The 15,523-nt window shown below is 61.1% G+C and carries 12 protein-coding genes, 1 tRNA gene and 1 pseudogene; all 14 read right to left on the bottom strand.

Annotation, left to right across the window (positions count from 1 at the left end; translation table 11 throughout):
* Positions 1-156: GTP-binding protein (locus GSQ95_RS17920; RefSeq protein WP_256664635.1), on the bottom strand; the 156-nt coding region annotated here is incomplete at its 3' end.
* Between the two features lie 28 nt (positions 157-184).
* A complete protein-coding gene (fusA, locus tag GSQ95_RS17915; protein WP_133860558.1) occupies positions 185-2,287 on the bottom strand; it encodes an elongation factor G in 2,103 nt (700 codons plus the stop codon).
* A 30-nt stretch (positions 2,288-2,317) separates the two neighbouring features.
* Positions 2,318-2,791 carry a 30S ribosomal protein S7 gene (gene rpsG, locus GSQ95_RS17910; RefSeq protein ID WP_007163088.1) on the bottom strand — a complete coding sequence of 158 codons (474 nt, stop codon included), beginning with the start codon at positions 2,789-2,791 and terminating at the stop codon, positions 2,318-2,320.
* Positions 2,792-2,877: 86 nt separating this feature from the next.
* Positions 2,878-3,249, bottom strand: coding sequence for a 30S ribosomal protein S12 (gene rpsL / locus GSQ95_RS17905; RefSeq protein ID WP_007163089.1), 372 nt, complete (start codon positions 3,247-3,249; stop codon positions 2,878-2,880).
* Between the two features lie 165 nt (positions 3,250-3,414).
* Positions 3,415-7,614 carry a DNA-directed RNA polymerase subunit beta' gene (rpoC, locus tag GSQ95_RS17900; RefSeq protein WP_133860557.1) on the bottom strand — a complete coding sequence of 1,400 codons (4,200 nt, stop codon included), beginning with the start codon at positions 7,612-7,614 and terminating at the stop codon, positions 3,415-3,417.
* Between the two features lie 62 nt (positions 7,615-7,676).
* Entirely contained in the window at positions 7,677-11,750 is a 4,074-nt protein-coding gene (gene rpoB / locus GSQ95_RS17895) for a DNA-directed RNA polymerase subunit beta (RefSeq protein ID WP_158893046.1), read from the bottom strand.
* Between the two features lie 225 nt (positions 11,751-11,975).
* The gene (gene rplL / locus GSQ95_RS17890; protein ID WP_059316466.1) at positions 11,976-12,344 is read right to left on the bottom strand and encodes a 50S ribosomal protein L7/L12; all 369 of its coding nucleotides are present in this window, start codon (positions 12,342-12,344) and stop codon (positions 11,976-11,978) included.
* Between the two features lie 79 nt (positions 12,345-12,423).
* Positions 12,424-12,924, bottom strand: coding sequence for a 50S ribosomal protein L10 (gene rplJ / locus GSQ95_RS17885; RefSeq protein ID WP_017641868.1), 501 nt, complete (start codon positions 12,922-12,924; stop codon positions 12,424-12,426).
* A 208-nt stretch (positions 12,925-13,132) separates the two neighbouring features.
* The gene (gene rplA, locus GSQ95_RS17880) at positions 13,133-13,828 is read right to left on the bottom strand and encodes a 50S ribosomal protein L1 (protein ID WP_133860555.1); all 696 of its coding nucleotides are present in this window, start codon (positions 13,826-13,828) and stop codon (positions 13,133-13,135) included.
* Positions 13,828-14,259 (bottom strand): 50S ribosomal protein L11, encoded by a 432-nt coding sequence (gene rplK, locus GSQ95_RS17875; RefSeq protein ID WP_133860554.1) that lies wholly within the window; start codon positions 14,257-14,259, stop codon positions 13,828-13,830. Before rplK ends, rplA begins: the two co-directional genes overlap by 1 nt.
* Positions 14,260-14,371: 112 nt before the next feature.
* Positions 14,372-14,905, bottom strand: a complete 534-nt coding sequence (nusG, locus tag GSQ95_RS17870; RefSeq protein ID WP_026083932.1) for a transcription termination/antitermination protein NusG — start codon at positions 14,903-14,905, stop codon at positions 14,372-14,374.
* A gap of 11 nt (positions 14,906-14,916) precedes the next feature.
* Positions 14,917-15,285 (bottom strand): preprotein translocase subunit SecE, encoded by a 369-nt coding sequence (secE, locus tag GSQ95_RS17865; RefSeq protein ID WP_158893048.1) that lies wholly within the window; start codon positions 15,283-15,285, stop codon positions 14,917-14,919.
* Between the two features lie 35 nt (positions 15,286-15,320).
* Positions 15,321-15,396, bottom strand: a tRNA-Trp gene (locus GSQ95_RS17860).
* Positions 15,397-15,450: 54 nt separating this feature from the next.
* Positions 15,451-15,523: pseudogene (locus GSQ95_RS17855) on the bottom strand (elongation factor Tu); the annotation flags it as partial.

Raw genomic sequence — 15,523 nt, 5'->3', positions numbered from 1 at the left:
GTTGTCGATCTGGTCGAAACCACGAGCGGAACCGCCCCAGGTGTCGGCACAGACTTTGGTCAGCGCAGCGGTCAGAGTGGTCTTGCCATGGTCAACGTGACCGATGGTGCCCACGTTCAGGTGCGGTTTGTTACGTTCGAATTTTTCTTTAGCCACGAGATAAAACCTCTAGTCAAAGCGCTGATTAAGCTTGTTTCTTGATGATGGCTTCGGCGATGTTCGACGGAGCTTCGGCGTACTTGGAGAACTCCATGGAGTAGCTTGCGCGACCCTGAGACATGGAGCGGACATCCGTAGCGTAGCCAAACATCTCGCCCAGCGGAACCTCGGCACGGATGACCTTGCCGGTCACGGTGTCTTCCATACCCTGGATCAGGCCACGACGACGGTTCAGGTCGCCCATGACGTCGCCCATGTAGTCTTCCGGGGTCACGACCTCGACCTTCATGATCGGCTCGAGCAGCACGGCACCACCCTTCTGGGTGAGCTGCTTGGTCGCCATGGAGGCAGCGATCTTGAACGCCATCTCGTTGGAGTCGACGTCGTGGTAGGAACCGTCGAACACAGCGGCCTTCAGGCCAAGCAGCGGATAGCCGGCAACGATGCCGTTCTTCATCTGCTCTTCGATGCCCTTCTGGATCGCCGGGATGTATTCCTTCGGAATCACACCACCCACGACTTCGCTGACGAACTCCAGACCTTCCTGACCTTCGTCGGCCGGCGCGAAGCGAATCCAGCAGTGACCGAACTGGCCACGACCACCCGACTGGCGAACGAACTTGCCTTCGATCTCGCAGGTGTTGCGGATGGTTTCGCGGTAGGCGACCTGAGGCTTACCGATGTTCGCTTCCACGCCGAATTCGCGCTTCATGCGGTCCACCAGGATGTCCAGGTGCAGCTCGCCCATGCCGGAGATGATGGTCTGACCGGACTCTTCGTCGGTCTTGACGCGGAACGAGGGATCTTCCTGAGCCAGCTTGCCCAGTGCGATACCCATCTTTTCCTGGTCGGCCTTGGTCTTCGGCTCGACGGCGACCGAAATCACCGGCTCCGGGAAGTCCATGCGCTCGAGGATGATCGGCTTCTCGATCGAGCACAGGGTGTCACCGGTGGTGACATCCTTCATGCCGATCAGGGCGGCGATGTCGCCAGCACGAACTTCCTTGATCTCTTCACGGGTGTTGGCGTGCATCTGCACCATACGGCCGACGCGCTCCTTCTTGCCCTTCACCGAGTTGATGACGGAGTCACCGGAGCTCAGTACACCCGAGTAGACGCGGGCGAAGGTCAAGGTACCCACGAAGGGGTCGGTAGCGATCTTGAACGCCAGAGCCGAGAAGGGCTCGTTATCGTCCGCGTGACGCTCGTCGTGGATTTCCTCGTTGTCCGGGTTGGTACCCTTGATCGCGGGAATCTCGACCGGCGCCGGCAGGAAGTCGATCACGGCGTCCAGAACCAGGGGCACGCCCTTGTTCTTGAACGAGGAACCGCAAACGGCCGGGACGATTTCGCAGGCGATGGTACGCTGACGCAGGCCGGCCTTGATCTCGTCGATCGACAGCTCGCCGCCTTCCAGGTACTTGTTCATCAGCTCTTCGTTGGCTTCGGCCGCAGCCTCGACCATGTTGGAGCGCCACTGCTCGGCATCGGCCAGCATGTCCGCAGGAATGTCTTCCTCGCGGTAGGTCATGCCCTGGTCGTCATCGTTCCAGAAGATGGCCTTCATCTTCAGCAGGTCGATCTGGCCCAGGAAGTTCTCTTCCGCGCCGATGGCCAGCTGAACCGGGACCGGAGTGTGGCCCAGGCGCTTCTTGATCTGTTCGACGACGCGCAGGAAGTTGGCACCGGCACGGTCCATCTTGTTGACGTAGACGATGCGCGGGACGCCGTACTTGTTGGCCTGACGCCATACGGTTTCGGACTGGGGCTCGACACCGGAGGTACCGCAGAACACCACGACCGCACCGTCCAGCACGCGCAGGGAACGCTCCACCTCAATGGTGAAGTCCACGTGGCCGGGGGTGTCGATGATGTTTACGCGGTACTTGTCGTACTGCTTGGTCGAACCGGACCAGAACGCGGTGGTGGCAGCGGAGGTGATGGTGATACCACGCTCCTGCTCCTGCACCATCCAGTCCATGGTCGCAGCGCCGTCGTGAACCTCACCCATTTTGTGGTTCACGCCGGTATAGAACAGAATCCGCTCGGTGGTAGTCGTCTTACCTGCGTCCACGTGGGCGCAGATACCGATGTTCCGATAGCGGTTAATAGCGGTTGTACGAGCCATAAGGTCCTCGCTTGATTGGAAGCGCTAGGCTTAGAAGCGGTAGTGCGAGAAGGCCTTGTTGGCTTCTGCCATGCGATGCACGTCTTCGCGCTTCTTGACTGCGGCACCCTTGCCTTCAAAAGCGTCCATGAGTTCACCCGCCAGGCGCAGAGCCATGGACTTCTCACCACGCTTGCGCGCGGAGTCCACCAGCCAGCGCATGGCCAGGGCATTACGACGGGAAGGACGAACCTCAACCGGCACCTGGTAGGTAGCACCGCCGACACGGCGGGACTTCACTTCGACCAGCGGAGCGATGGCGTCGAGCGCTTTTTCGAAAACTTCCAGGGGTTCGGCATTCTTGGAACGCTCTTTGACCTTGTCCAGAGCACCATAAACGATACGCTCGGCAACGGCTTTCTTGCCGCTCTCCATCACGTGGTTCATGAACTTGGCCAGGATCTGGCTTCCGTATTTCGGATCGTCAAGTATTTCGCGCTTGGCCGCTACACGACGTCTTGGCATTGATAAGCCCTCAAAACGGTCTTCAGGTTAGCTCGGGACTCGTTGCCCGACCTTACTCTTATCGACTCGAACAAAAAGAAAGGTGGTTACTTCGGACGCTTGGTGCCGTACTTGGAACGGCCCTGCTTGCGGTCCTTCACACCGGTGGTGTCCAGCGAGCCGCGCACGGTGTGATAACGCACACCCGGCAGATCCTTGACCCGGCCACCGCGGATCAGCACGACGCTGTGTTCCTGCAGGTTGTGACCTTCACCGCCGATGTAGGAGGTGACTTCGAAGCCGTTGGTCAGACGTACACGGCAGACCTTCCGCAGTGCGGAGTTGGGCTTCTTGGGAGTGGTGGTGTACACGCGGGTGCACACGCCACGACGTTGCGGGCAGTTTTGCAGCGCAGGCACGTCGGATTTCTCGACGATACGCTTGCGTGCACTACGCACCAGCTGGTTGATAGTTGCCATCTATAGCTCCACTGATTGTCTTGCGACATAAACGAAATAGCAGAACGTCGGTCCTGCCCATTTTCGGGGAACGAAAGTCTAAAGAGCTTGGGCGCTCCAGTCAAGACAAAGCCCCCGGACGCCTGGGGCGCCGGGGGCTTTGTCAAGCGAGACCTGCTACCGAACTCAGCTGGCGCTGGAGTTCAGAGCTTCGGTCAGCGCGGCTTCGGCCTCGCTGGCGCTCACGCGCTGCGGCTTGCCGAGTTCGCGCTGACGCTTGCGCTCACTGTGGTAGGCCAGACCGGTACCGGCCGGGATCAGACGACCCACCACCACGTTTTCCTTCAGGCCGCGCAGGAAGTCGCGCTTGCCGGTCACGGCGGCTTCGGTCAGGACACGGGTGGTCTCCTGGAAGGAAGCGGCCGAGATGAAGGACTCGGTGGACAGCGAAGCCTTGGTGATACCCAGCAGGACGCGCTCGTACTTGGCGACGAAACGATCATTGCCCACCAGCTGCTCGTTCTCTTCCAGGACGTGGGTCAGTTCGACCTGATCGCCCTTGATGAAGCTCGAGTCGCCGGTGTCGCTCACTTCGACCTTGCGCAGCATCTGCCGCAGGATGGTCTCGATGTGCTTGTCGTTGATCTTCACGCCCTGCAGGCGGTACACGTCCTGGATCTCGTTGACGATGTACTTGGCCAGCGCGCTGACACCCAGCAGACGCAGGATATCGTGCGGGTTGCTCGGACCGTCGGAGATGACTTCGCCGCGGCTTACCTGTTCGCCTTCGAAGACGTTCAGGTGGCGCCACTTCGGAATCAGCTCCTCGTAGGGATCGGTGCCATCGGTCGGGGTAATGACCAGACGACGCTTGCCCTTGGTTTCCTTGCCGAAGGAGATGGTACCGCTGATCTCCGCCAGGATTGCCGGCTCCTTGGGACGACGCGCTTCGAAGAGGTCGGCCACGCGGGGCAGACCACCGGTGATGTCACGGGTCTTGGAGGTTTCCTGGGGGATACGGGCGATAACGTCACCCACATGCACCTTGGCACCATCGCTCAGGTTGACCAGCGCGTTCGGCGGCAGGAAGTACTGGGCCGGTACGTCGGTACCCGGCAGCAGCAGATCCTTGCCGTTGGCGTCGATCAGCTTGACCGCCGGACGGATGTCCTTGCCGGAAGTCGGGCGATCCTTGGCGTCGAGCACCTCGATGTTGGTCAGACCGGTCAGTTCGTCGGTCTGGCGCTTGATGGTGATGCCCTCCTCCATGCCGACGAAGGCCACGGTACCGTCCATTTCGGTGACGATGGGGTGGGTGTGCGGGTCCCACTTGGCGACGATGGCGCCAGCGTCTACCTTGTCGCCTTCCTTGACCGAAATCACCGCACCGTAGGGCAGCTTGTAGCGCTCGCGCTCACGACCGAAGTCGTCGGCGATGGCCAGTTCACCGGAACGGGACACGGCAACCAGGGCGCCATCGGCACGTTCGACGTGCTTCAGGTTGTGCAGACGGATGGCGCCGCCGTTCTTGACCTGGACGCTGTCGGCCGCGGAGGTCCGGCTGGCCGCACCACCGATGTGGAAGGTACGCATGGTCAGCTGGGTACCCGGCTCACCGATGGACTGGGCGGCGATGACGCCGACCGCTTCACCGATGTTGACCTGGTGACCGCGAGCCAGATCGCGACCGTAGCACTTGGCGCAGATGCCATGACGGGTTTCGCAGGTGATCGGCGAACGCACCACGACTTCGTCGACGCTGTTGAGCTCGAGGAACTCGACCCAGCGCTCGTCGACCAGGGTCCCAGCCGGCACGATGATCTCGTCGGTACCCGGCTTGGGCACGTCACGGGCGATGACTCGACCCAGCACGCGCTCACCCAGGGGCTCGACCACGTCGCCGCCTTCGATGTGCGGCGTCATGATCAGGCCGCGTTCGGTACCGCAATCGACTTCGGTCACCACCAGATCCTGGGCCACGTCGACGAGACGACGGGTCAGGTAACCGGAGTTCGCGGTCTTCAGTGCGGTATCCGCCAGACCCTTACGGGCACCGTGGGTGGAGATGAAGTACTGGAGTACGTTCAGGCCTTCACGGAAGTTGGCGGTAATGGGCGTCTCGATGATGGAGCCGTCCGGCTTGGCCATCAGGCCACGCATGCCGGCGAGCTGACGAATCTGGGCCGCGGAACCCCGGGCGCCGGAATCGGCCATCATGTACATGGAGTTGAAGGACTCCTGGTCGACTTCCTTGCCCTCGCGGTCGATGACCTTCTCTTTGGAGAGGTTGGTCATCATCGCCTTGGACACTTCGTCGTTGGCCTTCGACCAGAGGTCGATCACCTTGTTGTACTTCTCGCCCTGGGTCACCAGGCCGGAGGCGTACTGGCTCTCGATCTCCTTCACCTCGGCGGTGGCGGCATCGATGATGCGCGCCTTCTCATCCGGAATGACGAAGTCGTTGACGCCGATGGAGACGCCGGACAGGGTCGAATAGGCGAAACCGGTGTACATCAGCTGGTCGGCGAAGATGACGGTGTCCTTCAGACCCACCACGCGGTAGCAGTGGTTGATCAGCTTGGAGATGGCCTTCTTCTTCATCGACTGGTTGACCACGTCGTACGGCAGACCGGCTGGCACGACCTGGAACAGCAGCGCGCGGCCGACGGTGGTGTCGACGATGCGGGTGTTCTTGGTCAGGCTGCCGTCCTTGTGACGGATGGTCTCGTTGATGCGCACCTTGACCTTGGCATGCAGGGCGGCTTCGCCGGCACGGAAGACGCGATCGACTTCCTGCAGGTCGGCGAACACGCGGCCTTCGCCCTTGGCGTTGATGGCTTCACGGGTCATGTAGTACAGACCCAGCACCACGTCCTGCGACGGCACGATAATCGGCTCGCCGTTGGCGGGCGACAGGATGTTGTTGGTCGACATCATCAGGGCGCGCGCTTCCAGCTGGGCTTCCAGCGTCAGCGGCACGTGCACGGCCATCTGGTCACCGTCGAAGTCGGCGTTGTACGCGGCGCAGACCAGCGGGTGCAGCTGGATGGCCTTGCCTTCGATGAGGACCGGCTCGAACGCCTGGATACCCAAACGGTGCAGGGTCGGGGCGCGGTTGAGCAGCACGGGGTGTTCGCGGATGACTTCGGCGAGAACGTCCCAGACCTCGGGCAGTTCGCGCTCGACCATCTTCTTGGCGGCCTTGATGGTGGTCGCCATGCCGCGGGCTTCCAGCTTGCCGAAGATGAATGGCTTGAACAGCTCCAGCGCCATCTTCTTGGGCAGACCGCACTGGTGCAGACGCAGGGTCGGGCCCACGGTGATCACGGAACGACCGGAGTAGTCGACGCGCTTGCCCAGCAGGTTCTGACGGAAGCGACCCTGCTTGCCCTTGATCATGTCGGCCAGGGACTTCAGCGGGCGCTTGTTGGAACCGGTGATGGCCCGGCCGCGACGGCCGTTGTCCAGCAGGGCGTCAACGGCTTCCTGCAGCATGCGCTTCTCGTTGCGCACGATGATGTCGGGCGCGGCGAGGTCGAGCAGCCGCTTGAGGCGGTTGTTCCGGTTGATGACGCGACGATAGAGATCGTTCAGGTCGGAGGTCGCGAAGCGGCCGCCATCCAGCGGTACCAGCGGACGCAGGTCCGGCGGCAGCACGGGCAGCACGGTCATGACCATCCACTCCGGCTTGTTGCCGGAGCCCTGGAAGGCCTCCATCAGCTTCAGACGCTTGGACAGCTTCTTGATCTTGGTCTCGGAGTTGGTCTGCGGAATCTCTTCGCGCAGGCGACCGATCTCGTGCTCCAGATCAATGGCGCCGAGCAGCTGGAATACGGCTTCCGCACCCATGCGGGCGTCGAAGTCGTCACCGAATTCTTCCAGTGCCTCGAAGTACTGCTCGTCGTTCAGCAGCTGGTACTTCTCGAGGGTGGTCATGCCCGGATCGATCACCACGTAGCTCTCGAAATAGAGCACGCGCTCGATGTCACGCAGGGTCATGTCCAGCAGCAGGCCGATACGCGACGGCAGCGACTTCAGGAACCAGATGTGGGCGACGGGCGAAGCCAGCTCGATGTGGCCCATGCGCTCGCGGCGCACCTTGGCCAGGGCGACTTCCACGCCGCACTTCTCGCAGATCACGCCACGGTGCTTGAGTCGCTTGTACTTTCCGCACAGGCACTCGTAGTCCTTGACCGGGCCAAAGATCTTGGCGCAGAACAGACCATCGCGCTCGGGCTTGAAGGTACGGTAGTTGATGGTCTCCGGCTTCTTCACTTCACCGAACGACCAGGAACGAATCATCTCGGGCGAGGCCAGACCGATACGGATGGCATCGAACTCCTCGAGTTGACCCTGGTTTTTCAACAGATTGAGCAAGTCTTTCAAGGCCTTTCCTCCTCACGGACCGGAGGTGACCGCCGCGCGGCCACCCCCTCTAGGGTCTCGTGTTATTCGGTTTCCAGTTCGATATCGATGCCGAGCGAGCGGATTTCCTTGATCAGTACGTTGAAGGACTCGGGCATGCCGGCCTCCATACGGTGATCTCCGTCCACGATGTTCTTGTACATCTTGGTCCGGCCGTTCACATCGTCCGACTTCACCGTCAGCATTTCCTGCAGGGTGTAAGCCGCGCCATAGGCCTCCAGTGCCCAGACCTCCATCTCCCCGAAACGCTGACCACCGAACTGTGCCTTACCACCCAGCGGCTGCTGGGTAACCAGGCTGTAGGAACCGGTGGAACGGGCGTGCATCTTGTCGTCCACCAGGTGGTTCAGCTTGAGCATGTACATGTAGCCGACGGTAGTGGTGCGCTCGAAGGCATTGCCAGTGCGGCCGTCGTACAGACGCATCTGGCCGCTCTCCGGCAGATCGGCCAGCTTCAGCATAGCCTTGATCTCGCTCTCCTTGGCACCGTCGAATACCGGCGTCGCCATGGGAACACCGCCACGCAGGTTCTTCGCCAGGTCGAGGACTTCCTTATCGCTCAGGTCGTCGAGCTTCTCCTGACGGCCACCGATCTCGTTGTAGATCTCGTGCAGGAAGCTGCGCAGTTCGGCAACCTTGCGCTGCTCCTCGATCATCACGTTGATCTTCTCGCCCAGGCCCTTGGCCGCGAGGCCCAGGTGGGTTTCGAGGATCTGACCGACGTTCATCCGCGAAGGTACGCCCAGCGGGTTCAGCACGATGTCCACCGGCGTGCCGTTGGCGTCGTAGGGCATGTCTTCGACCGGCATGATCACCGAGACCACACCCTTGTTACCGTGACGACCGGCCATCTTGTCGCCCGGCTGGATGCGGCGCTTGATGGCGAGATAGACCTTGACGATCTTCAGTACGCCCGGCGCCAGGTCATCGCCCTGCTGCAGCTTGCGCTTCTTGTCTTCGAACTTGTCGTCCAGCAGCTGGCGACGGTCGGACAGGTAGGCCTGGGCCTTTTCCAGCTGCTCGTTGTGAGCATCTTCCGCCATGCGCAGCTTGAACCACTGACCGCGCTCAAGGCCGTTCAGGTACTCGTCGGTGATGACGGCACCCTTCTTGACCGCCGGGCCGCCTTCGGCGACCTGACCGACCAGGGCCTGACGCAGACGCTCGAAGGTCGCGCCTTCGACGATGCGGAACTCCTCGTTCAGATCCTTGCGGATCTCGTCGAGCTGGGACTTCTCGATGGCCAGGGCGCGGGAGTCGCGCTCGACGCCGTCACGGGTGAAGACCTGGACGTCGATGACGGTACCCTTGGTGCCGGTGGGCACACGCAGGGAGGTGTCCTTCACGTCGCTGGCCTTCTCGCCGAAGATGGCGCGCAGCAGCTTCTCTTCCGGAGTCAGCTGGGTTTCGCCCTTGGGCGTGACCTTGCCGACCAGGATGTCACCGGCACCGACTTCGGCACCGACGTAGACGATACCGGCCTCGTCCAGCTTGTTCAGCGCAGCCTCACCCACGTTCGGGATGTCGGAGGTGATCTCCTCTGGGCCGAGCTTGGTGTCACGGGCCACACAGGTCAGTTCCTGGATGTGGATGGTGGTGAAGCGATCTTCCTGGACCACGCGCTCCGACAGACAGATGGAGTCTTCGAAGTTGAAGCCGTTCCAGGGCATGAAGGCCACGCGCATGTTCTGACCCAGTGCCAGCTCGCCCATGTCGGTCGAGGGGCCATCGGCCAGGATGTCGAACTTGGCCACCTGATCACCCTTGCTCACCAGCGGACGCTGGTTGATGCAGGTGTTCTGGTTGGAACGGGTGTACTTGGTCAGGTTGTAGATGTCGACGCCAGCTTCACCGGTCTCGACTTCGTCATCGTTGACACGCACCACGATACGGCTGGCATCGACGGAGTCGATCACGCCACCCCGACGGGCGACGACGCAGACGCCGGAGTCACGGGCGACGTTGCGCTCCATGCCGGTACCGACCAGCGGCTTGTCCGAACGCAGGGTCGGCACGGCCTGACGCTGCATGTTGGAACCCATCAGCGCGCGGTTGGCGTCATCGTGCTCGAGGAACGGAATCAGCGAGGCAGCGACGGAGACGACCTGCTTGGGCGAAACGTCCATCAGGGTGACGTCTTCGGGCGCCTTGACGGTGAATTCGTTCAGGTGACGCACGGCTACCAGCTCGTCGATCAGCCGGTTGTTCTCGTCCAGCCCTGCGGAGGCCTGGGCGATCACGTGGTTGGCTTCTTCAATGGCCGACAGGAAGACGATCTCGTCGGTGGCCACGCCGTCCTTGACCATGCGGTACGGGCTTTCGAGGAAGCCGTACTGGTTGGTGCGGGCATAGGCAGCCAGGGAGTTGATCAGGCCGATGTTCGGACCTTCCGGCGTTTCGATCGGGCAGACCCGACCGTAGTGCGTCGGGTGTACGTCACGAACTTCAAAGCCGGCACGCTCACGGGTCAGACCGCCCGGGCCGAGTGCGGAGACGCGGCGCTTGTGGGTGATCTCCGACAGCGGGTTGTTCTGGTCCATGAACTGGGACAGCTGGCTGGAGCCGAAGAATTCCTTGATCGCGGCAGCCACCGGCTTGGCGTTGATCAGGTCCTGCGGCATCAGGCCTTCGCTCTCGGCCATGGACAGGCGTTCCTTGACGGCACGCTCCACCCGCACCAGGCCCACGCGGAACTGGTTCTCGGCCATCTCACCGACGCAACGGACACGGCGGTTACCCAGGTGGTCGATGTCGTCGACGATGCCCTTGCCGTTACGGATGTCGACCAGGGTCTTGAGCACGTCGACGATGTCTTCGCGGCTCAGGACGCCCGAGCCTTCGATGGCGTCGCGACCGATACGGCGGTTGAACTTCATGCGGCCGACAGCGGACAGGTCGTAACGCTCGGCGCTGAAGAACAGGTTGTTGAACAGGGTCTCGGCAGCTTCCTTGGTCGGCGGCTCGCCAGGACGCATCATCCGGTAGATCTCGACCAGGGCTTCCAGCTGGTTGCCGGTGGAGTCGATCTTCAGGGTATCGGAGATGAACGGACCGCAGTCGATGTCGTTGGTGTACAGCGTCTCGAACTGCACGACATTGGCCTTGGCCATCTTGGCCAGCATGTCCAGGGTCAGTTCGGTGTTGCACTCGGCGATGATCTCGCCGGTGGACGGATGCACGACGGCCTTGGCGGTGGTACGGCCAATGACGTAATCGAAGGGCACTTCCAGCTCGCTCAGGCCGGATTTTTCCAGCTGGTTGATGTGGCGAGCGGTCACGCGACGGCCCTGCTCCACGATCACCTTGCCGCTGCCATCCTTGATGTCGAAGCTGGCGATGTCGCCGCGCAGGCGCTGGGGCACCAGCTCGAACGTCAGCATCTCACCTTTGATGTGGAAGGTGTTGGTGTCGTAGAACGCATCCAGCACCTCTTCGGTGCTGTAGCCGAGCGCACGCAGCAGTACCGAGGCTGGCAGCTTGCGGCGACGGTCGATACGGACGAACACGGCGTCCTTGGGATCGAATTCGAAGTCGAGCCAGGAGCCGCGGTAGGGAATGATGCGCGCCGAGTACAGCAGCTTGCCCGAGCTGTGGGTCTTGCCGCGGTCGTGGTCGAAGAACACGCCCGGGCTGCGGTGCAGCTGGGACACGATGACGCGCTCGGTACCATTGATGATGAAGGTACCGTTCTCGGTCATCAGGGGGATTTCCCCCATGTAGACTTCCTGCTCCTTGATGTCCTTGATCGCCTTGTTCGACGACTCGCGGTCGAAAATGATCAGGCGAACCTTGACTCGCAGCGGGACAGCGAAGGTCACGCCGCGCAGGACGCATTCCTTCACATCGAAAGCCGGCTCGCCCAGGCGATAGCCGACGTATTCCAGGGCCGCATTGCCGGAATAGCTGATAATCGGGAAAACGGACTTGAAGGCCGCATGCAGGCCGATATCGCGGAACTGGTCTTTGCCTGCGCCCGCCTGCAGGAATTCGCGGTACGAATCCAGTTGGATAGCCAGCAAATAGGGCACGTCCATGACGTGCGGCAACTTGCTAAAGTCCTTGCGGATACGTTTTTTCTCAGTGTATGAGTAAGCCATCAGCGTTCCCCAGCTTGGTCACCAGCTTGTTTGGCCTCTCCGACGGGAGCAGCCGGAAAATCGGGCAAACCCTTTGGTCTGCCGCACCCCGAGAGCGAGGTGGATACAGCGCATCTTGTCAGGCGGATATGCTCGCTCTGTACAAAACGGCAAAAGGCCGGTGGCGTTCGCCACCAGCCATCAGCCGAACGTGAAACGTTGCGGCTGTAGACGCAAGAACCGAACTTACTTGAGCTCGACCTTGGCGCCTGCTTCTTCCAGAGCCTTCTTGGCAGCTTCGCCTTCCTCTTTGGAGACGCCTTCCTTGACCACGCCCGGGGCGCCGTCAACGACAGCCTTGGCTTCTTTCAGGCCCAGGCCGGTCAGTTCACGAACGACCTTGATGACGTTCACTTTCTTGTCGCCGGTCTCGGTCAACATGATGGTGAATTCGGTCTGCTCTTCGACGACGGCAGCGGCAGCAGCCGGGCCAGCGGCAGCGGCGGCAGCGGCGGTCACGCCGAACTTCTCTTCCATCGCCTTGATCAGTTCCACCACTTGCATGACGGACATTTCGGATACGGCGTTGATGATGTCTTCGTTGGTCAGAGCCATGACTCTAGATTCCTATAACAGGGTGCGGCTTCAGGCCGCAAATAATAAGAAAGACTTGCAGGAAACGCAGCACGCGCGATTAGGCGGCGGCAGCTTCCTTTTGGTCGCGAATGGCGGCGAGGGTACGAGCCAGCTTGCTGGTAGCGCCCTGGATGACACTCATCAGCTGGGACACAGCTTCGTCGTAGGTCGGCAGGGTTGCCAGTACGTCGATCTGGTTAGCCGGGATGAGCTTGCCTTCGAACGCGGCGGCCTTGATCTCGAACTTGTCCTGACCCTTGGCGAAATCCTTGAAGATACGGGCGGCAGCGCCCGGATGCTCCTGGGAAAACGCGATCAGGGTCGGGCCCTTGAAGGTGTCGTTGAGAACGTCGAAAGACGTGCCTTCAACGGCACGACGCAGCAGGGTGTTACGTACGACACGTACATAGACACCAGCCGCGCGGGCCTCTTTACGGAGTCCGGTCATGGCACCCACAGTCACGCCACGGGCATCGGCCACGACAGCGGACAGGGCACCTTGGGCAGCCTCGTTGACTTCAGCGACGATAGCCTTCTTGTCTTCGAGTTTGATTGCCACGGGTTTAACTCCTGGATGTTACCGTTTCGCCCGATGGACTGGGCGGCGTTTTGGTGTCTGACTCGGTAACCGAATCGGGAGCACCATCTGCGTAGGCTGGGGTTTCCCCGGTTTAAGACCTGCGTCCCCTACGGTCTTGGACAGCCCCCGCCAGGCAGGGACCCCAATCTTGGCGCCGCGCCCGAAGGCACGGCGACTTGTATCTTGCTTAGGCTTCCAGGGAAGCCTGGTCGATCTGCAGCCCCGGGCCCATGGTGGAGCTCAGGGTGATGCGCTTGACATAGATGCCCTTGGAGGTCGAGGGCTTCAGGCGCTTCAGGTCGGCCAGCAGAGCTTCAACGTTCTGCTTCAGCTTCACGGGCTCGAAATCGATCTTGCCAACGGAAGCGTGGATGATGCCGTTCTTGTCGGTACGGAAACGCACCTGACCAGCCTTGGCATTCTTGACGGCAGTAGCGACGTCCGGGGTCACGGTGCCAACCTTGGGGTTGGGCATCAGACCGCGCGGGCCGAGCAGCTGACCCAGCTGACCGACAACGCGCATGGCGTCCGGCGAGGCGATGACCACGTCATAGTTCAGGTCGCCGCCCTTCATCTCGGCAGCCAGGTCGTCCATGCCGACTCGTTCGGCACCGGCAGCCAGCGCAGCTTCGGCGTTGGCACCCTGGGTGAACACGGCAACGCGAACCGACTTGCCAGTGCCATTGGGCAGCACGGTGGCGCCACGAACGACCTGGTCGGATTTACGCGGATCCACACCCAGGTTCACGGAGACGTCGATGGACTCCTTGAACTTGATAGTGGACAGCTCGGCCAGCAGGGCTGCAGCTTCTTCGAAGCCGTACTGCTTGCCAGCCTGGATTTTTTCGGCGAAAGCCTTTTGACGCTTAGTGAGCTTGGCCATTACACGCCCTCCACATTCAGACCCATGCTACGAGCGGAACCGGCGATGGTACGCACGGCGGCGTCCATATCGGCGGCGGTGAGATCGGCATTCTTGGCTTTGGCGATCTCTTCCAGCTGGGCGCGGGTGACGGTACCGACCTTCTGGCTGTTGGGACGAGCGGAACCGCTCTTGATGCCGGCAGCCTTCTTGAGCAGCACGGAGGCCGGGGTGCTCTTGATTTCGAAGGTGAAGCTACGGTCGCTGTACACGGTGATGATCACCGGGGTGGGCAGACCGGGCTCCATGCCCTGGGTGCGGGCGTTGAACGCCTTGCAGAATTCCATGATGTTGACGCCGTGCTGACCCAGCGCCGGACCGACTGGCGGGCTCGGGTTGGCTTGAGCGGCCTTAACCTGCAGCTTGATATAAGCCTGAATTTTCTTAGCCATGTGCTACTCCAATGATGGGTTCGACGCCCCTCAGGGCTCCCCAATTACTTGCTATATCCCTGTGACGACAAAACCCCGCAGCCTGGGCTACGGGGTGAGGGATGCGAACAACCTAGACCTTTTCGACCTGGCTGAACTCGAGCTCCACAGGGGTCGACCGACCAAAGATCAGTACCGCCACGTGGATGCGGCTCTTTTCGTAGTTGACTTCTTCGACAACGCCGTTGAAGTCGGCGAACGGACCGTCCACCACCCGAACCGTCTCGCCTGCTTCGAACAGGGTCTTCGGCTTGGGTTTGTCGCTGCTGTCGGAGACACGACGCAGAATCGCGTCCGCTTCACGATCAGTGATGGGTGCCGGCTTGTCGGCAGTACCACCGATGAAGCCCATGACGCGAGGGGTATCCTTGACCAGGTGCCAGGTCCCTTCGTTCATCTCCATCTGCACCAGGACGTATCCCGGGAAAAACTTACGCTCGCTCTTGCGCTTCTGGCCATTGCGCATTTCCACCACTTCTTCGGTGGGCACGAGAATGTCGCCGAACTCGTCTTCCATTTCGTGCAGCTTGACGCGCTCGATCAACGAACGCATGACATGCTTCTCGTAACCCGAGTAGGCATGCACGACGTACCAACGCTTAGCCACGGCGAACCCTTTCAACCAACAATCGTGGAAACCAGCCAACCGAGCAGGGAGTCGAGCCCCCACAACAACAAAGCCATCACGAGCACCACGGCAACCACGATCAGCGTGGTCTGAGTGGTCTCTTGCCGGGTAGGCCAGACAACCTTGCGAATCTCGGTACGGGCGTCTTTCAGCAAACCAAAGAAGGCTTGCCCCTTGGCGGTCTGCAGGGCAACAAAGGCAGCAATGGCTGCCAGCACCAACAGACCTACCACTCGATACAGGGTGGACTGAGCAGCAAAGTAGTGATTGGCAACAACACCGATCGCTACCAGAACGACAACCACTAGCCACTTCAGCGCATCGAAGCGCGACTCTTTGGCTTCCGCCTTGATGCTCATTGCATGAATCCTGTAAGGAGTGCCAGATGGGAATCTGGCAGGCCAGGAGGGAATCGAACCCCCAACCTGCGGTTTTGGAGACCGCCGCTCTGCCAATTGAGCTACTGGCCTGTAACTTGAATCAGGCCGACCATTATGCCGACCTGACAGGCCAAGATCAATCGATTACTCGATGATCTTGGCAACCACGCCGGCGCCGACGGTACGACCGCCTTCACGGATGGCGAAACGCAGACCG

This window comes from Pseudomonas sp. BAV 4579 (genome assembly GCF_009765395.1).
Classification (GTDB): Bacteria; Pseudomonadota; Gammaproteobacteria; order Pseudomonadales; family Pseudomonadaceae; genus Chryseomonas; species Chryseomonas aestiva.
Note: the sequence above shows the minus strand (reverse complement) of the source record. Positions and strands in the feature narration are given on the sequence as shown.